Source organism: Ectothiorhodospira haloalkaliphila ATCC 51935 (assembly GCF_000633935.1).
GTDB lineage: Bacteria > Pseudomonadota > Gammaproteobacteria > Ectothiorhodospirales > Ectothiorhodospiraceae > Ectothiorhodospira > Ectothiorhodospira haloalkaliphila.
The window spans coordinates 1,128,112-1,145,503 of the sequence record NZ_KK214998.1 but is presented as its reverse complement, the minus strand read 5'-3'; the positions used below and the strand labels follow the sequence as shown (position 1 = coordinate 1,145,503).

Below are 17,392 nucleotides of genomic sequence, written 5' to 3'. Positions count from 1 at the left end.
TATGATCGTCTCACGGTGCTGGGTGAGCCAAGAGGTCTTTGTAGCGTTATTGACCTGCGTCGTCCCATTGACTTGCGGTTCCAATCTGGCTTCGGGAAACGCTTGATCAGACGCCTTTCCAGGCCGCTGAGACCGCCCGTGATGGTTTTTGTGGATTTCGGCGGGCATCGGTTGCCATGAGGAAATGGACGTCTGTGGTGGCTCTTGAGCGATTGAGGGGGGATGGATCCCTGAGCCATGGCGGTCTGACGCCCGTGTCGGGGGACCCCCGAGGTGTCATCCATGCCAGCAGGTCTTTGCCAGAACGGGCACAGCTCAATGCATGGGCGGTGTGTCCTTGAAGACGTCCTCTATGCGGTCGGTGGTGAGCAGACGGGCCGACCAAGCCTTGATCTGGGGTGGGAAACAACATGGGGTTCGTCAGCCTTTTCGATAGAGTCCTGATAGGCCTTGGGAGCTTGTGACCCAAATTTTTGTTCCAATAGCCAGATGAGCATCTGGGCCTCGCCTTTCTGCACGCCCTTGGCTTCGCCGCGATCCATCCATTCCTGAGCCAGCGACATGGTGAGTGCCTCCTCGAGATGGGGTTTGGCCATGGCCACCCCTTGCTTGAATTCATCTTCGGTCATTGTGTGGACCCGGACGATGTAAATCAATATCTGCCGGGTGAGGGGGTGTTCATCGGGTAAATCCTGCAGTAACCGGGCCAGTTGCTCGGGTTGAAAGTGCTTGACGAAGGCCCATGCCAGGGCCGCCAGTCCTGCCCGCAGCAGAGGGTGATCGGAGAAGTCCTCGTAGACTGGCGCACTGCCTGTGAGGTCTTTGACTGTGTAGCGTCCATCGCGTTGCAGTTCAAGCAGATCCTCGTCGGCATCAATGCAGTCGATCAGCCGGGTGGGCACATCCCAGGATGTCCGGCCATGGTAGACCAGCAGGGTGATGATGGGTGGCAGCGCGCGCAGGCGTTCCGGTTTGTCCTGGGCGTAGCGGGTCCAGATGCGGTGGCGATAGCCCATCAGTTGCAAGGGCGCCCCCATGTCGGGCCAGGATTTGTGCTCGATCAGGGTGTAGATGAAGGCAGTGCGGCCATCCTGCAGGGCCACTTGAAACAAGCGGGATATGGCGTGGTAAAGCGAAAGGCTGCTAAAGGAGTGCACATGACCGAACAAGATGCCGACAGGCAAGATGCCGACAGGCCCACGGACCACGACAGCCCCTGGAAGGAGGCCCTGGATTACTACTTCCAGGAATTCACGCAGTTGCTGTTCCCGGCAATCCACGGAGAGGTGGACTGGCCCCGGGGTTACAACCCCATGGACAAGGAACTGCAGCAGATCACGGCGGATGCCAACACGGGTCGACGCCATGCGGACAAGCTGATCCAGGTGTATGCCCGGGATGGCAGCGAGACCTGGGTGCTTATTCATGTGGAGGTCCAGGGCGAGCCGGAGGAAGGATTTGCGCAGCGGATGTACACTTACCAGTACCGCTTGCGGGATCGGTACGGGGTGGATGTGGTGAGTCTGGCGGTGCTGGCGGACACCCGCGAGAGCTTTCGGCCCTCGGCCTTCCAGTATGAGCGCTGGGGCTGCAAGCTGTCGTTCACGTTTCCCATGGCCAAGTTGATTGACTGGGAAGAGCGCTGGGCGGATCTGGAGGTCAGCGACAATGTCTTTGCCCTGGTGGTGATGGCGCAGATCAAGGCCAAGCGTGTCAAGGATGGTGCCACGCGCAAGGAGGTCAAGATCGCCCTGGTTCGGCTGCTGTACGAACGGGGCTATAGCCGCGAGCAGATCGTGCAGCTGTTCAGGATCATCGACTGGATGATCCAGCTGCCCAGAGAGCTGGAACCGGAGTTTGTGCAGGCGGTCTACGCCCTACAGGAGGAGAAGAAAATGCCTTACGTTAACACGATTGAACGCGTTGAGCGAGAGAAAGCGCTTCAGCAGGGGCTTGAGCGGGGGCTTGAGCGAGGTCGCCATCAGGGTGTGGAAGGCACCCTGCGCAAGCAATTAGCCCTGAAATTTGGAGAGTTGCCTGACTGGGCAGACGAACGCCTGGCCGCTGCCACGGATGCCCAGCTTGATGATTGGGTGTTGCGGATTATGGAGGCAGACAGCCTGGAGTCCCTGCTGGGCAAGCACTGATTCTGTCTTTCCTTCGTCTCTCCCCCTGAGCAGTTTGGGCCGCTGAAGCTTGAGACCTACGCCGAGGTCATCAAGGATGCGCTCGAGGCCTTGAACGCAGGGCCGAAGCTGCAACGATGTCTGGAGTTGGTTGAAGATGCTCATTCGGAAACTTCCCCTTTCAACTGGTACATAGCCTCGGTGTGAAGTGGTCACCAAGGGGCGGCCAGGAGTCGTGGGCTTTGGGTTTGCCTTCGTGGATGTAATAGAATTCGGGGTTAATCCGACTTGAGAGCAAGTTCCCCATGGCAGAAGCAACCCCAACGGGCAACATCACCATTGACGGCAGAGAATACGACGTTTCAGCCCTGTCTGAGAACGCGAAGTCCCAGATCGCCAACCTGCGGGTGACGGATCAAGAGATCCAGCGGCTCAAGCAGCAACTGGCCATCGCCCAGACGGCTCGGGCCGCCTATGCTCGGGCGCTGGAAGCCGAGTTGCCCAAGGTCCCACAGTAATCCGCCGCGTTGGCAAAGGGTTAAAAAATGATGATTCGCAAGCCTTATTTTTCGCCGGTGGTTCGCCTGCCATTGTTGGGGGCGCTTTCGCTGATGTTGCTCGCCGGTTGTGCCGGAACCCAGGTCACGCCCATTAGCCTGGGCGATGGGCGTCAGGGGCATGTGGTGGATTGCTCGCGCTTTGACCAGTCCATGAGTGACTGCCTGGCTGCGGCGAACGAGCAGTGTGATGGCAACTACGAGATCCTGGCCACCACGGGCCAGTGGACTCAGTCCCCGGGGCCCGCAATGGTGCTGGAGAAGATGGATCGCGCCATGCTGATCCGCTGCGAGGATGAGTGAACCGCGTAGACAGGGATGGCCGGGCTCTTATGATTCACCGGTAGCAGCCATGAGCTGCTCATAGATTTCCAGATGCGCCTTCACAACCCGGGGTAGCCCGAATTCCCTTTCGGCCTTGATGCGCGCCTGCCTGCCCATGGAGCGCAGCTTATCCGGCTGTGAGAGCAATTGCCCCATGGCCCGGGCAAGTGCCCCGGCATCTCTTGGGGGTACCAGCACCCCGGTCTCACCGGGATTGACTGTATCCCTGCAGCCGGGTGTGTCGGTGGTGATGATGGGCCGCCCCACGGCGGCCGCCTCGATAAGGCATTTGGGCAGCCCTTCTCGATAGGAAGGCAGCACCACGAGGGTGGCTTTTGCCAGAACGTCGGGCATGTCCTGGCGGTGTCCCCACCACTCCACATCCGCGTTTTCTCTCCAGCATTCCAGTTGTTCCAGTGGTATACCGGCCGGATTATGGGGGTCATGGGGGCCGACGAGCACAAATCGGGCACTCACCCCCTGCCGACGCAGTTCTCGGGCCGCTGCGACGAATTCACCCACGCCCTTGGTCCACAGCATCCGCGCCGGCATGACGACGATTTGGGGGGCGTCGGTGGGAAGAGGGGCCTGGGTGAAAGTTTTCAGGTCCACGCCGGAGCCGGGTATCAGCAGGTTGTGTTCTTCGGGCATGGAGTGCAATTTGCGGAGTGCATCTCGATCCGTGGGGTTTTGAACGATCACGCGGCCATTGGGGTGTTTCAGTGCGCTGCGATAGGCCCATTCCAGCAGGCGGCGAGGTATGCCTCGGTCCTCGTTGATGAAGAGATGCCCCATCCCGCTGATGGCCGCCACCCCGCAGGGTGTACCCAGCACTCTGGCCGCCAACCCACCGTAAATCACCGGTTTGATGGTGACCAGGTGCAGGATCTTCGGCCGCAGTTGGTGAATGAGTCTGAAGATCTGCGCAAATGTGCGCGCCTCATGCAAGGGGTGAGTGCCCGAGCGATCCAGCAGTAACCCATGATGCTGTGCACCAACGCGGGTGATGGCAGCTAAGGCACCAGCATCGGTGGTTGCCGTGGCCACATGAACATCGTAACCCGCAGCTATACAGGCCTCGGCAATGGGCAGCCGGTGGGAAACGAAGAAGGCAGGACAGTTGCAGACGAAAAGAAGGCGGGTCACGGAGGGTGAGTCGTGAAGGTTGACCAGTTACGTGGCAGGGAAGAATAGCAGAAAACGGCGGCGGTCCCCTTTGAGGTGGACCCCAAAATTCGGACCAGGGGTTAAGCTCTGATCATTCCGACAGGAGAATCTGATCATGAGCAGGAAACGCAAGCAATACAGCGCTGACTTCAAGGCCAAGGTGGCCCTTGAGGCCCTCAAAGGGGAGCAGACCACCTCGGAGCTGGCAGCCCGCTTCGAGATCCATCCGACCATGGTGAGTCAGTGGCGGCGTGAGTTGCTGGACAAGGCGACGGGGATCTTCGAGGGCAAGGGCGGGGGCAAGGCGGCCCAGAAGACCCAGGAGGAGATCGACACCCTGTACCGTGAGATCGGCAAGCTGACGGTGGAACGGGATTTTTTATCGCGCAGGCTCGGTCGTTGAGCCGGGCCCAGCGACAGGCCTTGGTGGAGCCACGGGCGGTTGATGTCAGCGTCCGGCGACAGTGTCAGTTGCTCGACATCAGTCGTTCCTCGGTGTACTACCGGCCCAAGCCGGCCCAGGATAGCGACCTGGAGCTGATGCGCCTGATTGACGATGAATACCTGCGAAGGCCGTTCTATGGTTCACGGCGGATGAGGGCCTATCTCAACCGCTTGGGCCACCCGGTAAACCGCAAGCGAGTCCAGCGGCTGATGCGCCAGATGGGCCTGCACGCCGTGTATCCGAGGCCGCGTACCAGTCGACCGGGCGAGGGCCACCGGATCTATCCCTACCTGCGACCGGCTACTGCCGCTCCATTTTGTCCTCTCTCAGCAGCAGCTCTTCCAGAGTGCTGGAACGTAATATGTCGCGACTCAATTGGACGAGTTGGTCATGGTCCTTTTGATGTAAGGCTTCGTCAGCCCAGAGCGGCATGTCATTGAACTTTTCCTGGAGCTGTATGCGTAGCGTCCTTCTCATTCCCTTGAGGAAGGCATCGGAGTCCCAAATGTCTGGGGGTAATTGGAGTACCTGTTCGCACAGGTCACGCCCCAGAAATATTTCTTCCAGTTGTCTGTGATCCGTTGATCCATCGAGCCATTTTTGCAGCTCTTCTTCCGGGGCGGTCCTGATTTTTTCCAGTACCCACTCAGGCAGTTTGCCAAATTTATCTTTATGAGTTGATTCGATGTAGGCTTCAATGCCGCGACGCTCCGAAGCTTTTTTCCACTCTGCAAGATCCTCTGCGTCAAGATCCATTTGGTCGACGATGTCCTCAGGATCGGTGATGCCGCTGTCGTATGCGCTTTTTACTGAATTGACAAAGGATAAAGGCATCATGATCAGTTCTGCGACATCTGTATCAGTGACTGAGTGCTCTCTTGTGTATTTCAATATTATTCCGGTATAAGCGATGAGATTTCCTTTCATGAATCCCTGTATCCAATATCGCTGGAAGATGGTGAGTCTCATTGGGTTGTCTCCACCTCAAATGCCACGATTTGCCGTTGCTGGCTGGAGAAGTCCAACCCGATCAAATGAATCGGTGTGCCGGTGAAACAGGGTCTCGCGAGCTCCGAAAAGGCGGCGCAGGGTGTCCAGCAGCAGGCTTTTGTTGGCAGGAGTTTATCATGGCGTCCACTCAGGTGTGCCGCACCCACCTTTCTGGTGGAGATTCCCAAGGATCGCGGCGTCTTCACCCCCCCCCGCTCACGGCCTGGGCAAGGGATTGGGCATCCCTGGTGGCAGGTCTCGGATACCCCCGTGTGGGGCGGCCCTTGGCTTCGAAGTGGAGTCTATGGCGGGATGTGTTGATTCCTGCATGACCGCCTGGTGGCGTATCTTCTGGCCCCGTTTTTCCTTTTGCTGTTGACTGCTCCCATGGAAAAAAATAAAAAAGCCAAAAGGAAAGTGAGATGAAGTTCAAGAAAAACCATTTGCAAGTCGGCTCTTCTCGCTGCCGCAATCGCACTGCCTGCTTCGGCGAGTGCGGATACCTTTATTGGGTTCTGTCTGGGCGGTGGCTCGGTTTACGTGGATACTGAGGCGAGCACATCGAACCTGATCGGCGTGGAGTTCTCCCGCGAAAGGCGGCAGATCGTGGCGTTTGATGTGGAGACGATCTGAGCTCCCTATGGAAGCTGGCTGGCCGGGAACCCACCCTATTCGCGGTGAGGGCTACTGCCGCTTGGCAATGGCCCCCTTCTTCTTCGGATCGGTGGGTCAGTGGGAGGCAAGCTCGTTGTAGAAAGCTGGGTTGTCCTGGATGGTGGCCAGTACCTTTGCGGCTAGGCCGGTGGGGTTGCGGCGCTTGGCCTCCCAGCTCTTGACCGTATCGACACTTGTCCCCATGGCCTGGGCAAACTCTACTTGGGAAACGTGCAACTGGGCGCGGATCGCCTTGACATCCGCTATCTCATGGCGGGTGGCGCGGCTTGCCTTAGCCTTGCCCTGCTTGATATCGACCGCTTCCTGCAACGATGTCTGGAGTTCGTCGAAGATGCTCATTTGGAAACTTCCCCTTTCAAATGGTGGGTCAGTGTTTTCAGTGCGGCCTTTTCGGAGGGCGTCAGGCTGTCTTTGATGCTCTTGGGGTAGGCCAGTATCAGGTAGATGACCTCTGCGGTGGCTAGAAAATAGATGACCCGAGCGCCGCCGCGCTTACCTTGATGCCCCAGCGCCATGCGGATCTTGCGAAGTCCACCGGTCCCCTGAATCAGATCACCTTTGTCCGGTTGGGCGATGAGGATACGCTGAAGTTCCTTGAGCTCATCATCCGTGGCCATCGTCTGGATCTGCCGGGTGAAGGTCGGGGTTTCAATGAATTCAACAGCATGGCTCACGGAAATGGTTACCTTGGCCGGCGTCTTGGTGCGTGTACATAGTACGCCAAGAGGTGTTCGTACGCCAAGAGGAATGATGGGAAAAGGGGCACTCTTGAACCGTGCCTTCCAGAGGCAAACGGTGACATGAAATAGTGGTCGACGCCGTGCCGGCAAGCTGATCCAGGTGTATGCACGGGATGGCAGCGAGACCTGGGTGATCATTCACGTGGAGGCCCGGGGGGGAAAGGAACAGGCAGTGCGCCAGGATAAGCTGGCGAGAGATTGGAGGTGCAAATCCTTCCCGGCGGCTGTGATAAACTCTCACGAGCATGACGCTTCACTCCCGGAGGCCTGCATGGCTACTGATCAGCGCCTCAGACTCCCCATCGGGATTCAGACCTTCTCCGAGATCCGCGAGGGGGGCTATTACTACGTGGACAAGACGCCCGTCATCGAGCGCCTGGTCCACCAGAACAAGTACTACTTCCTCTCCCGCCCCCGACGCTTCGGCAAGAGCCTGCTGCTGGACACCCTGCGCTGCCTGTTCGAGGGCCGTCGGTCACTCTTTGAGGGGCTTTACATCCACGACCGCTGGGACTGGCAGACCGTCCATCCGGTGATTCGTCTGAGTTTTGGCAGCGGCGTGATGCGCAGCCGCGATGAGCTGGACGAGCGCATTCGCCATCAGCTGCGCAGGCAACGCGAGCGTTTCACGCTGGCTGCCACGCCCAGGGCGGATATTCCCGGTGAATTTTCGGACCTGCTGGAACTTGCTCACCAGGAAACGGGCAAGCCGGTGGTGCTGCTGATCGACGAATACGACAAGCCCATCCTGGACAACATTCGGGATCCCGAGCGCGCCCGCGAGCTGCGCGAAGGCCTGAAGAACCTCTACAGCGTGCTCAAGGACGCCGATCCGTACCTGCACCTGGTGCTGCTCACCGGTGTCTCCAAGTTCAGCAAGGTCAGCCTGTTCTCGGGGCTGAACAACCTGCGCGACATCACCCTGTTACCCGACTACACCACCCTTTGCGGCTACACCGATGAAGATCTCGATACGGTGTTTGCCCCCGAGCTGCCTGGCCTGGATCGCGATGCCATCCGGCAGTGGTACAACGGTTACCGCTGGGGTGGGCAGGAGGTGACCTCCGTTTATAACCCCTTCGACGTCCTGCTGTTGCTCCAGAATCGCCAATTCGGCCCCTACTGGTTCGAGAGCGCGACTCCCACCTTTCTGGTGGATATGCTCAGGCAACGGGGTATCTACACGCCGTCTCTGGACCATTGGGAAACGGAATACGAACTGCTCAGCCAGTTCGACGTGGACAACATCAGTACCGACGCCCTGCTGTTCCAGGCCGGCTACCTGACCATCAAGACATTGGAAGAACCCATGCTGGGGTACCGCCAGTACACCCTGGGCTTTCCCAACCAGGAAGTGGAAACCAGTCTCAACCTTGCCCTGCTGCCCTCGCTGGGCCTGGAAAACGCACCTCGGGAGCGCAGAACCCTGTTTACCCACCTGCGCAACCATGACCTGGCCGGGCTGGAAAGCCACCTCAAGGCCCTCTATGCGGGCCTGCCTCACGACTGGTACCGCAACAACCCCATCGCCCAATACGAAGGGCATTATGCCAGTGTGTTTTACAGTCACTTTGCGGCCCTGGGGGGGCAGATCACGGTGGAAGATTCCAGCCACCATGGCAAGGTGGACATGGCGGTGGACTTTGCCGGGCACATCTACCTGTTCGAATTCAAGGTGGTGGAGCAACTGCCCGAAGGCAAGGCCCTGGCGCAGATCCAGGCCAAAGGCTACGCCGACAAATACCGCGCCACTGGCAAGCCCATTCACCTGATCGGTGTGGAATTCTCCCGCGAAAGGCGGCAGATCGTGGCTTTTGATGTGGAGACGATCTGAACTCCCTATGCAAGCTGGCTGGCCAGGTACCCACCCCATGAGGGACCTGGATCGTATCTTTCATGATCGGGGGGGGCACCCGCCGTGAAGCATGAGCATTAGCGGCCCTTCCCGGCGGCTGTGATAAACTCCCGCCCGTACGACGCTTCACTCTGGAGGCCTGCATGGCTACTGATCAGCGCCTCAGACTCCCCATCGGGATTCAAACCTTCTCCGAGATCCGCGAGGGGGGCTACTACTACGTGGACAAGACCCCCGTCATTGAGCGTCTGGTCCATCAGAACAAGTACTACTTCCTCTCCCGCCCTCGACGCTTTGGCAAGAGCCTGCTGCTGGATACCCTGCGCTGCCTGTTCGAGGGCCGTCGGTCACTCTTTGAGGGGCTTTACATCCACGACCGCTGGGACTGGCAGACCGTCCATCCGGTGATCCGCCTGAGTTTTGGCAGCGGCGTGATGCGCAGCCGAGATGAGCTGGATGAGCGCATTCGCCATCAGCTGCGCAGGCATCGGGAGCGTTTCACGCTGGCTGCCACGCCCAAGGCGGATATTCCCGGTGAATTTTCGGACCTGCTGGAACTCGCTTACCAGGAAACGGGCAAGCCGGCGGTGCTGCTGATCGATGAATACGACAAGCCCATCCTGGACAACATTCGCGACCCCGAGCGCGCCCGTGAGCTGCGCGAAGGCCTGAAGAACCTCTACAGCGTGCTCAAGGATGCCGATCCGCACCTGCACCTGGTGCTGCTCACGGGCGTATCCAAGTTCAGCAAGGTCAGTCTGTTCTCGGGGCTGAACAACCTGCGAGACATCACCCTGCTACCCGAGTTCACCACCCTCTGCGGCTACACCGATGATGATCTGGATACGGTGTTTGCCCCCGAGCTGCCTGGCCTGGATCGCGATGCCATCCGGCAGTGGTACAACGGTTACCGCTGGGGTGGGCAGGAGGTGACCTCCGTCTATAACCCTTTCGATGTGCTGCTGCTCTTGCAAAATCGTCAGTTCGGACCTTACTGGTTCGAGAGCGCGACCCCCACCTTTCTGGTGGATATCCTCAAGGAACGCGGCGTCTTCACTCCTGCGCTCACCGCCTGGCACAGCCGACCGGCACTGCTCAGCCGCTTCGATGTGGAGGATATCTCCACCGATGCCCTGCTGTTCCAGACCGGCTACCTCACCTTGAAGGACATCCACGAAGAAGTCCCGAACCGGCCACTCTACAAACTGGGCCTGCCCAACCAGGAGGTGGAGATCAGCCTCAACGAGGCTCTGCTACCGGCGCTGGGTGTGACTCATGCCGTCTTCGATGACGTGGTCATCCGCTTGCCCCGCCTGCTGAAGGCCGCTGACATGGCAGGCCTTGAGGCCCACATGAAAGCCCTGTACGCCGGTCTGCCCCACGATTGGTACCGCAACAACCCCATCGCCCAATACGAAGGGCATTATGCCAGTGTGTTTTACAGCCATTTTGCGGCCCTGGGGGTCCAGGTCACGGTGGAAGACTCCAGCCACCACGGCAAGGTGGACATGGCTGTGGACTTTGCCGGGCATATCTACCTGTTCGAGTTCAAGGTGGTGGAGCAACTGCCCGAAGGCAAGGCCCTGGAACAGATCAAGGCCAGAGGCTATGCCGATAAATGCCGCGCCACCGGCAAGCCCATTCACCTGATCGGTGTGGAATTCTCCCGCGAACAGCGGCAGATCGTGGCTTTTGATGTGGAGAGGATCTGAGCCTGACTGTACTGACCAGAACCCTTCTCGATCGCCTTTCAGTTCATGCAGCTTGTACCCGTTGGTCGAACGCCCGATCCGCTGGTTCCAGCTTGAGTGGGGGGGCGAAGAGGTCAGATTGTAGGAAAATCCCTACAAAAACACTCCTTGAAGTGCGCCAAAATTCAGATGAGCGGTGTCCTTGGGGGATGCCGCTATGACACTCTGTGGCTCAGTTTCCGTGCGAGTTGATCGGCGTTGGCGGGCGCTGGGGGCGCCAGGCTATTTGAGGTCAACGCTACAGCTATGCTGTCGACTTCACATGGGGGCTTTTGTAACGCGATTGGATTTCCCTGAAAATTATTCAAAGGAAACTTTTTGATGAGACCTTTTGTACCTGTTGCCGCGGCTTTATCTTTGGGGGTTCTGGTGGGTTGTGCTTCCATGACGCCTACTACGGAGCGAGAAGAAAGTTATGCCATCTATCATGTCACGCCAACCGATACCATAACCACGCGTGATCTTAGTGATGCCATTGTAACGGGGTTGCAAAACCACATGAGTGAGGTTCGGGTAGATAACCGAATTCCACCTTCCCCGTTGCCGGATGAGCCTGCACGGTTCAGGTTGGTCGACCCGTTCCAAGGTTCCAACTTGGGTGCGTTAGCTGCGGCGTCTGGGGGGGCCTTTCGTGTGCCTTCGTGTGATCAGGCTGTGATGACGGTGAATGCTGATGACCGCTCAATGAATCAGTACGGAGAAAACACCACTTTCTTCTTGTGTCTTCAGCCCTATAAGGCCGGTTATCATATTGATATTTATGTTGCCTTCAGCAAGAAGTCTGGTGCTGTGACCCCGGCTCTGCTGGGAGCGACCTTGGCGCGTAACGTCCTGGGCGACTCCAGCCAGTTCCTGCCTCGCACGATCGAAGGCGTTGTTGATGAAGTGAAAAAGACGGGGGCGGAAGTCACGCTCGTGGAGGCATATCCATGACATGAGCAGCTCATGAGCCCGAGTTGGCTGGTGCCCAGTTATTAGTGATTTTAACTCGGCCATCTTTGCCGATGGGGACAGGGAGCGTCCCAAGCTGGACATGGAGTTCAGCAGTGCCGTACCGGTCTGGCGTGGTGGCGTGATAAAACCATTGCCTTGGCGATCCGTTGTAGGAAAATCCCTACATCGTCAAACCGTTAGCTGACCAAAAAACCCGACAAGCGGTCGTTTTCAGGAAAATCAACGTGATATCGTATCTGCCGCTTTTAGGGCTGCCTCCTAAAGCTTCACATTATTTTGCGATGGTCGTCCTTGGTGTCATCCGTAATAAGTGGGTGCAGGCGGTTCTGAAAGTGCATACGTGACTGATGCCTGGATTCTGAGCGCAAAAAGCAGGTATTGCTTATTCCTGCGTGCTTTGATCTCTGGTTTAAGTCTGTATGATTCAAACGAGCTTTTGGGCTTATAAAAATAAATAATTGTCCTCTGATGGACGCAGTCTCAGGAGAGTTTATAGTGCCATTGAATGGTCGCGTTGTGTCTTCCAAGGTTGCTGCCTCTAGTGTGTTTGCTGCATCCTTGCTGCTTGCGCCGGTTTGTGCGAGTGCCTCCAATTTCAGTTACAGTACGCTCGACGTGGCGTATGTTTACACAAGCTTTGATGATGATCTTTATATGCCCACGTATTATGGGTGGGAGGTTCACGATGGCGTTGCCGGGGTAGGGCTTGGTGCCAGTTTTCAGGCGACTGATAACGTTTTTCTGCGCCTAGGCTATTCTTACCAAAGTAGCAAAGGATCTCGCACGGAGATCAGTGTGCGGGATGTAGGGATTGGTGTGGGCTTGGTGCAAGCCGTTGGAGATAGGACAGACGTAGGTGCGGTCTTGGATCTCCTCAACACGGAGGCGGAGGTTTGCTTTTCGTGGGATTGTGGGAAAGCCGATGAAAATGGAATTGGGTTTGGTGCGTTTGCCAGGCATTGGGTAAGTCAGAGCTTTGAGGTAAATGCCAATGTTTACCGCTCGAGCTATGATGACTTCGGGGATGAAACCATTCTTTCTCTTGGTGTGGCGGGTTGGTGGCAGGATCAACACTCCATTCGGGGAACGATTGGTGTTGGCGATGATACCAAGATTTTCACTCTCGGCTACCAGTATGCGTTTGGGAGATGATGGTAGCAGTTCGCGTTATGTTTGAAGTGTAAAGGGAAATAGGGGAAGGACTCTCAAGGCGTGGAATTCATGAAGAGTTCCACGCCTTTTGGTGCCCCCCTTCCGAAAGAAGGCCAGGGTCGGTCGCGCTATGCTCGTCTCCACCTTAAATGGAGTTATTGTCAAATCTGGTGTACGACGGTCAGGCGGCCTTCCTGTCTGACTGATCGATTACTTGCTCCCCGTCCTGGAACTTGACGTTGTTGACGACCAGTTCCAGCTTCTGGAAATGCTTGATGCGTCTCCAGCGCTTCTGGGCGCTCTGAAGCAGCTTGAATACCATCGCCAGGGTCGTCGCCCGGGATCCACAGTTCCGGCTGCGCTTGGTCCGCAGGCGAACCGTAGAGAAGGTCGATTCAACCGGGTTGGTGGTGCGGATGTGCACCCAATGCTCCGCCGGGTAATCGTAAAACGCCAGCAGTTCATCCCGGTCCTTGTTCAGGCATGCCATCGCCTTGGGGTACTTGGCCTCGAAGCGCTTCAGGGTGCGGTCAAAGGCCTTGTGAGCCCCTTCCCGGGTCTGCGCCATCCAGATTTCCTGGAGGTCAGACTTGACCTTGGGCTGCACCGACTTGGGCAGCTTGTTGAGCACATTCGCCGTCTTGTGAACCCAGCAACGCTGATGGTCCGTCTGTGGATAAACCTTGCTCAGCGCCGCCCAGAACCCCATGGCACCGTCACCCACAGCCAACTTGGGACCGGTGGTGAGGCCGCGTTCCCGCAGGTGGGTGAGCAGCGCCTCCCAGCTATCTGCCGACTCGCGGAACCCATCCTCGACAGCCACCAGCTCCTTGCGACCGTGCTCGGTGACTCCGATGATCACCAGCAGGCACAAACGGTTATCCATGCGCACCTTGCTGTAGATGCCGTCTGCCCACCAGTAGACGTAGCGACGGTCTGACAGGTCCATCTGCCGCCACGTGGTGTGCTCGTCCTCCCACTGCTTCTTGAGCCGTGACACTGTGTTGGCCGAGAGCCCCTTGGCCTTCTCGCCAAGCAACGCCCCCAGGGCCTCCTGGTAGTCCCCGGTGGAGACCCCCTTCAGGTAGAGCCAGGGGATCAACTCCTCAACACTGCGAGCCCGTCTCAGGTAGGGTGGCAGCAGACTGCTGTTGAAGCAGGCGCCACCCCCGCTGCGGTCACGCACCTTGGGCACCTTGGGCACTTTGACGCTGACATCACCGATCCCGGTCTGAACCGTGCGTTCAGGCAGGTGACCGTTGCGAACCACGGCCTGACGCCCATCCTCGAGGCGCTTCTCGGCATACTGCGCCAGGAAGGTGGCCAGCTCGGCCTCGACCGCCTGGGTGATCAGGTCGCGGGCACCCTGGCGCAGCAGCTCGTGCAGCGGATCCGTGGCCTGAGGTTCTGGTTGTGAAACAGCTTGAAGGGTAGACTTGGTCATGGCGTATCCGTTTTTGTTGATTGAGATCTTGGTCGTGATCAATCAACAGGATACGCCACCCTTCCTTCCCCATACACCAGATCTGACTTTAACTCCCTTAAATGCCACGAAGCAGGAGGGCGACGACAGGCACAGGCTGCTCCCACCCAAGCACAGCACTGAAGTGGTCCACCTCCGGGACCATGATAGACTGCCATCGGCATGATACTTGTCCCCGGAGGCCCAGGCATGGCGAACCATCAGCGCCTCAGACTCCCCATCGGGATTCAGACCTTTAGGCGTTCGACATCAGGTTGCGAGCGTTGCTCGGCTTGCCACAGTTTATAAGACGACTGCAGAGCCATCCACTGTCTCGCGGTACTGATGCCGGCGCGCTCAAGACGCACGGCCAGGTCGGGGCTAATGCCGGCACGCTCATTGAGTACGCGCGAAAGCTGTACTCGGGTCAGCCCCAGTCGCTTGGCGGCGTCGCTTACGGTCAAGCCCAAGGCCTCGATGACGTCCTCTCTCAAAATTTCGCCGGGATGTGGTGGGTTGAACAGGGCCATGATGATGTTACCTCTTGCTGTTTAACGTGAAAGAACCAAGGTGTACTGACCAGAACCCTTCTCGATCACCTTTCAGTTCATGCAGCTTGTACCCTGGTAAGTCCATATCCTGCGACTCTTTGGCTTCATCCAGGTTGGCCAGAATGCGACGCAGTTTCTTGACGTGGTTTTGCTGCACCCCTTTCGTTGATCCCTTCTCGTAAAGGGCTTTGCCCTGGAACAGATCAAGGCCAGAGGCTACGCCGATAAATACCGCGCCACCGGCAAGCCCATTCACCTGATCGGTGTGGAATTCTCCCGCGAAAGGCGGCAGATCGTGGCTTTTGATGTGGAGACGATCTGAGCCTGACACCTGCCGTAGTTGGCACCGACTCAGAACCGCCGCCCGTACCGTGTCAGCACCGCCGTGTCGGCAGGGGCAGTGCGCACATGGTCCGGCTCCAGCACATGCAGCACATTGAACTCCAGGCGCCGGGTGGGGGAGGGTGAAAAGGCGTAGCCCAGTTCGATATCGGTCTGCCGGCCGGTGGGGGTGAGGGGGACTTGCCGGCGTTCCCGGATGACTGATCCTTCCAGGGTGCGGCCCACCGGAATGTCGAATGCTGCCTGTCCGGATTCCACGCGCAGCGGCTGAGCCAGGCTGAAAAAGCCCTGATGCGCGTCGTCGGCGCGCCAGTGCAGACCCAGGCCCGCCTGCTGCGTTTGCACATCGTTCAGCGACCTCAGCAGGCCGCCGCCCTCCGGGAACCGGACGAAGCCGCGCTCGTACCGGCCCCACAGGCCAAAGTGATCATTGAGCTGGATATCCACACCAGCGCGCGCCGTGTTCAGGCGTGTGCCCCCGTCCATGTTGAAGGCGCCGCTGCCCACCGAGCCCAGCAGCCCGCCGGATTCCCGTCGTTGCCCCAGGGTGAGCGACAGCAGGGTGTGATCACCCGCCGCGTAGGAAATCCCCACATCGTGGTGGCGGGATCGATAGGTGGACAAGGCCCGGCCTTGAAGTGCCTGTCCCGCGCTGCGGTCGGCGCTGCCTGACCAGAAACGGGTGTGGAGGTTCAGGCCCTGGGCCATGCGCAGGTCCGCGCTCAGGCCGGTGCGTTCTTGCAGATGGTAGGCCAGGTCTCCGCCGGTGTGGGTGAGGGTGGCCATGCCGTGGGGCTGTGCGCCAAAGTCACCGGGCAGGTCCTCAAGCTCGTCCCGGGCGGTGAAGGCGGAGACGGCAAGGCCGTCCAGCTCTGCATGCAGACGTCCTGCCTGCAGTTCGCCGCTGGGATCAAAACGGCTGGTCATGGAAACCCGGGGCGTCACCTGGGCGTGCAGGGCGGGCTCCAGGCGACCTCGTTGCAACTGCGCCTCCATGCGATCCGTGAGTCGGCGTGCGTGTGTGCGAAGCGGCTGATGGCTGTCCGCGGTGTGCAGCGTGTAGTCACGGCCCAGGGTGTCGAACCCCACCAGTCCCCGCGTGCCTTCCTCCAGGCCGGCCAGTTCGCCCCCGAACGCCTGGGACCAGGCAGACCAGCTCTGGCGGACAGGCACGGACGCCCCCTCCACCGAGAGCCCCGTGGCCACCGCCAGTTCTCCCCTGGGTCGCAAGGCCGCGTCCAGATCCGCAAGCCCCCGCCCCATGTAATAGGCGCCGCAATTGACGGTGCCGCTCTCGCCGCAATCGTTACGGTCGAACAGGGGGGAGCCTCGGTCCGCGGTGTCCAGCAAATGCCGTGTGGCGGTCGGCGCGGTCAGATGCGGCCAGCGCGACATCAACTCGGCCAGCATCCCGGCGATCAAGGGGGTGGACCCGGAGGTGCCGCGCAGTGTGAGATAGCCATCGTCGGTGGTGCCGTCGGCGGCACGGCTGGAAAAGGGAGCCAGCAGAAAACGCGCCTGCAGGTCCTCCCGCTCGCCGGGGTAGCTGCTCTGGGCAGCCCGGGATGTCCCGGAGGACCCGCCGGCGAGGATCGTGCGCTCCATCAGTCTTCGCTGGTCCCGATCGGTCGGGTTGTAGTAGAAGCGCTGATCCGAGAGGCTGGCGGCGGTGTTGCCGGCGCTGATCACCAGGGCGGTGCCCACCGTCACGGGGGTGCCCTGCGCGGGGGTGTAGGTCACCTCCTGGATGCGGTCCGCCAGGGGGGCTGTTGTTGAAGAGGTGCCGGCAAGGGCCGCCGGGGGCACCGCAAAGCTCAGGCTGACCACCCTGGCCCCCTGGTCGATGCTCTTTTCAACACCTTCGGCCAGGGTGGAGGCGAAGGCCTGGTTGGAGTCCGTGGCCCGCACGAGAAAAAGCCGCGCATCGCGGGCCGTGCCGGTGGTCCTGCCGGCCACCAGGGAGGCGACGGGGGTGCCATGGTTCGGCACTCCATCCTGACCGGCCCGGGGGGTGGTGACATCGCGATCCTGTGTGAGCAGGTTCCAGGTATCCTGCACGCTGCCCACCAGTTCCACGTGACGTGTGTTGAAGTGCCCATCAACCACGCCCACCAGAACCGTATCGCCGGTCGTCGGCACGGCACTGTCGGTGGGTTCGGCAGTCGGTGTGTCCGTGGTGGGGCGGACATTGCTCCCGCCGCCACCACCGCCAAGGCATCCGGACAGCGCCAGGGTGAGAAGCAGGAGTCCTAGGCGACGGAGAGTAGCATGGGTCATGGTCGGGCTGACCTCTCGGCAGGT

General features: G+C 59.3%; 17 protein-coding genes and 2 pseudogenes. 10 read left to right on the top strand and 9 right to left on the bottom strand.

Features of this window, described 5'->3' with window-relative positions:
* Positions 1–350 precede the first annotated feature (350 nt).
* Complete coding sequence (locus tag ECTHA_RS0113195; protein WP_025282603.1) at positions 351–1,103, bottom strand: Rpn family recombination-promoting nuclease/putative transposase; 753 nt, start codon at positions 1,101–1,103, stop codon at positions 351–353.
* Between the two features lie 54 nt (positions 1,104–1,157).
* Here ECTHA_RS0113195 and ECTHA_RS18330 point away from each other — a divergent pair, with 54 nt between their 5' ends.
* The 3 genes from ECTHA_RS18330 to ECTHA_RS0113180 all read left to right on the top strand — a co-directional run bounded on the left by ECTHA_RS18330 (position 1,158) and on the right by ECTHA_RS0113180 (position 2,986).
* Positions 1,158–2,147, top strand: a complete 990-nt coding sequence (locus ECTHA_RS18330) for an RpnC/YadD family protein (RefSeq protein WP_025282604.1) — start codon at positions 1,158–1,160, stop codon at positions 2,145–2,147.
* 284 nt (positions 2,148–2,431) lie between these two features.
* Complete coding sequence (locus ECTHA_RS0113185) at positions 2,432–2,644, top strand: DUF6447 family protein (RefSeq protein ID WP_025282605.1); 213 nt, start codon at positions 2,432–2,434, stop codon at positions 2,642–2,644.
* A 27-nt stretch (positions 2,645–2,671) separates the two neighbouring features.
* Complete coding sequence (locus ECTHA_RS0113180) at positions 2,672–2,986, top strand: hypothetical protein (RefSeq protein ID WP_025282606.1); 315 nt, start codon at positions 2,672–2,674, stop codon at positions 2,984–2,986.
* A gap of 27 nt (positions 2,987–3,013) precedes the next feature.
* Here ECTHA_RS0113180 and ECTHA_RS0113175 read toward each other — a convergent pair whose 3' ends face one another.
* Positions 3,014–4,153, bottom strand: coding sequence for a glycosyltransferase family 4 protein (locus ECTHA_RS0113175; protein WP_025282607.1), 1,140 nt, complete (start codon positions 4,151–4,153; stop codon positions 3,014–3,016).
* Between the two features lie 136 nt (positions 4,154–4,289).
* On the opposite strand from ECTHA_RS0113175, the gene ECTHA_RS0113170 reads away from it, so the two are divergent.
* Both ECTHA_RS0113170 and ECTHA_RS20720 read left to right on the top strand, forming a co-directional pair.
* Positions 4,290–4,577: a transposase gene (locus ECTHA_RS0113170; RefSeq protein ID WP_025280892.1), complete on the top strand. Its 288-nt coding sequence runs from the start codon at positions 4,290–4,292 to the stop codon at positions 4,575–4,577.
* Positions 4,578–4,714: 137 nt separating this feature from the next.
* Positions 4,715–4,858, top strand: a pseudogene (locus ECTHA_RS20720) (IS3 family transposase); the annotation flags it as partial.
* 61 nt (positions 4,859–4,919) lie between these two features.
* Here ECTHA_RS20720 and ECTHA_RS20415 read toward each other — a convergent pair.
* The 3 genes from ECTHA_RS20415 to ECTHA_RS0113155 form a co-directional block, all read right to left on the bottom strand.
* A complete protein-coding gene (locus ECTHA_RS20415; RefSeq protein ID WP_025282608.1) occupies positions 4,920–5,588 on the bottom strand; it encodes a hypothetical protein in 669 nt (222 codons plus the stop codon).
* Between the two features lie 750 nt (positions 5,589–6,338).
* The gene (gene nadS, locus ECTHA_RS0113160) at positions 6,339–6,623 is read right to left on the bottom strand and encodes a NadS family protein (protein WP_025282609.1); all 285 of its coding nucleotides are present in this window, start codon (positions 6,621–6,623) and stop codon (positions 6,339–6,341) included.
* Positions 6,620–6,958 carry a type II toxin-antitoxin system RelE/ParE family toxin gene (locus tag ECTHA_RS0113155; protein ID WP_025282610.1) on the bottom strand — a complete coding sequence of 113 codons (339 nt, stop codon included), beginning with the start codon at positions 6,956–6,958 and terminating at the stop codon, positions 6,620–6,622. The genes nadS and ECTHA_RS0113155 overlap by 4 nt, the downstream gene beginning before the upstream one ends.
* A 337-nt stretch (positions 6,959–7,295) precedes the next feature.
* On the opposite strand from ECTHA_RS0113155, the gene ECTHA_RS0113150 reads away from it, so the two are divergent.
* The 4 genes from ECTHA_RS0113150 (at position 7,296) to ECTHA_RS0113135 (ending at position 12,736) form a co-directional block, all read left to right on the top strand.
* Entirely contained in the window at positions 7,296–8,858 is a 1,563-nt protein-coding gene (locus ECTHA_RS0113150) for an ATP-binding protein (protein WP_026623798.1), read from the top strand.
* A 164-nt stretch (positions 8,859–9,022) separates the two neighbouring features.
* The gene (locus tag ECTHA_RS0113145; RefSeq protein ID WP_025280970.1) at positions 9,023–10,591 is read left to right on the top strand and encodes an ATP-binding protein; all 1,569 of its coding nucleotides are present in this window, start codon (positions 9,023–9,025) and stop codon (positions 10,589–10,591) included.
* Positions 10,592–10,951: 360 nt separating this feature from the next.
* Positions 10,952–11,563, top strand: a complete 612-nt coding sequence (locus ECTHA_RS19940; protein WP_128571856.1) for a hypothetical protein — start codon at positions 10,952–10,954, stop codon at positions 11,561–11,563.
* 516 nt (positions 11,564–12,079) lie between these two features.
* Entirely contained in the window at positions 12,080–12,736 is a 657-nt protein-coding gene (locus tag ECTHA_RS0113135; RefSeq protein WP_156946842.1) for an outer membrane beta-barrel protein, read from the top strand.
* Positions 12,737–12,917: 181 nt separating this feature from the next.
* Here ECTHA_RS0113135 and ECTHA_RS0113130 read toward each other — a convergent pair whose 3' ends face one another.
* From ECTHA_RS0113130 to ECTHA_RS20410, 3 genes are all read right to left on the bottom strand, one after another.
* Positions 12,918–14,180, bottom strand: coding sequence for an IS256 family transposase (locus ECTHA_RS0113130; RefSeq protein ID WP_025283008.1), 1,263 nt, complete (start codon positions 14,178–14,180; stop codon positions 12,918–12,920).
* A 266-nt stretch (positions 14,181–14,446) separates the two neighbouring features.
* Complete coding sequence (locus tag ECTHA_RS0113125) at positions 14,447–14,728, bottom strand: HigA family addiction module antitoxin (RefSeq protein ID WP_025283007.1); 282 nt, start codon at positions 14,726–14,728, stop codon at positions 14,447–14,449.
* 7 nt (positions 14,729–14,735) lie between these two features.
* Positions 14,736–14,906 (bottom strand): type II toxin-antitoxin system RelE/ParE family toxin, encoded by a 171-nt coding sequence (locus tag ECTHA_RS20410; protein WP_238984853.1) that lies wholly within the window; start codon positions 14,904–14,906, stop codon positions 14,736–14,738.
* Positions 14,907–14,930: 24 nt separating this feature from the next.
* Here ECTHA_RS20410 and ECTHA_RS19595 point away from each other — a divergent pair.
* Positions 14,931–15,071, top strand: a pseudogene (locus tag ECTHA_RS19595) (PD-(D/E)XK nuclease domain-containing protein); the annotation flags it as partial.
* A 29-nt stretch (positions 15,072–15,100) separates the two neighbouring features.
* Here ECTHA_RS19595 and ECTHA_RS0113115 read toward each other — a convergent pair.
* Positions 15,101–17,368 carry a S8 family serine peptidase gene (locus ECTHA_RS0113115; RefSeq protein ID WP_084306997.1) on the bottom strand — a complete coding sequence of 756 codons (2,268 nt, stop codon included), beginning with the start codon at positions 17,366–17,368 and terminating at the stop codon, positions 15,101–15,103.
* Between the last annotated feature and the right edge of the window lie 24 nt (positions 17,369–17,392).

Bases quoted from the DNA above. Each gene is read 5' to 3' on its own strand.
- ECTHA_RS18330 (WP_025282604.1), top strand. From the start codon at position 1,158: ATGACCGAACAAGATGCCGACAGGCAAGATGCCGACAGGCCCACGGAC.
- ECTHA_RS0113185 (WP_025282605.1), top strand. From the start codon at position 2,432: ATGGCAGAAGCAACCCCAACGGGCAACATCACCATTGACGGCAGAGAA.
- ECTHA_RS0113180 (WP_025282606.1), top strand. From the start codon at position 2,672: ATGATGATTCGCAAGCCTTATTTTTCGCCGGTGGTTCGCCTGCCATTG.
- ECTHA_RS0113170 (WP_025280892.1), top strand. From the start codon at position 4,290: ATGAGCAGGAAACGCAAGCAATACAGCGCTGACTTCAAGGCCAAGGTG.
- ECTHA_RS20415 (WP_025282608.1), bottom strand. From the start codon at position 5,588: ATGAGACTCACCATCTTCCAGCGATATTGGATACAGGGATTCATGAAA.
- nadS (WP_025282609.1), bottom strand. From the start codon at position 6,623: ATGAGCATCTTCGACGAACTCCAGACATCGTTGCAGGAAGCGGTCGAT.
- ECTHA_RS0113150 (WP_026623798.1), top strand. From the start codon at position 7,296: ATGGCTACTGATCAGCGCCTCAGACTCCCCATCGGGATTCAGACCTTC.
- ECTHA_RS0113145 (WP_025280970.1), top strand. From the start codon at position 9,023: ATGGCTACTGATCAGCGCCTCAGACTCCCCATCGGGATTCAAACCTTC.
- ECTHA_RS19940 (WP_128571856.1), top strand. From the start codon at position 10,952: ATGAGACCTTTTGTACCTGTTGCCGCGGCTTTATCTTTGGGGGTTCTG.
- ECTHA_RS0113130 (WP_025283008.1), bottom strand. From the start codon at position 14,180: ATGACCAAGTCTACCCTTCAAGCTGTTTCACAACCAGAACCTCAGGCC.
- ECTHA_RS0113125 (WP_025283007.1), bottom strand. From the start codon at position 14,728: ATGGCCCTGTTCAACCCACCACATCCCGGCGAAATTTTGAGAGAGGAC.
- ECTHA_RS0113115 (WP_084306997.1), bottom strand. From the start codon at position 17,368: ATGACCCATGCTACTCTCCGTCGCCTAGGACTCCTGCTTCTCACCCTG.